Annotated in this window: 1 protein-coding gene; it reads right to left on the reverse strand. The window is 68.0% G+C overall.

Annotated elements, in window-relative coordinates; translation table 11 throughout:
- A partial coding sequence (locus AC1DSF_RS30850; RefSeq protein ID WP_478184115.1) for a nitrilase-related carbon-nitrogen hydrolase occupies window positions 1-384 on the reverse strand: 384 nt, incomplete at its 3' end.
- Window positions 385-460: the final 76 nt, after the last annotated feature.

The following is a 460-nucleotide window of genomic DNA, read 5'->3' on the forward strand; positions in this document are numbered from 1 at the left end:
CCAGAAGCCCTTGAGCTGCGGAATGTGGTGCTTGCGGTACTTGCCGAGCACCGTGCCGTCGGCGTCGATCACCGCGGCGGTGTTGTAGAGGAACCCGGACTGCTCGCGCTCGTACACCGGGACGACGATCACCATGCCCAGCTCGCGCGCGAGCGCGCTCATCCGCGCGGTCGTCGGCCCGTCCGGGACCGGCTCGGCCCACCGGTAGTGCTCGGGCTCCTGGACCTGGCAGAAGTACGGGGCGTTGAAGACTTCCTGGAACCCGATCACCTGCGCGCCCTGCGCCGCGGCCTCGCGGGCGTACGCCTCGTGCCGGTCGACCATCGACGTGGTGTCGCCGGTCCACTTGGCCTGCACGAGTGCGGCGCGTACGACTGGAGACATGCCCGACCCCCAACAGTCAACGAACCTACCGAACCAGCCGGAATCAGCCAGATCTCGCCGGATAGCGTCGGAAAAC

The sequence above is a fragment of the Variovorax sp. 01N429 genome, from assembly GCF_056399425.1.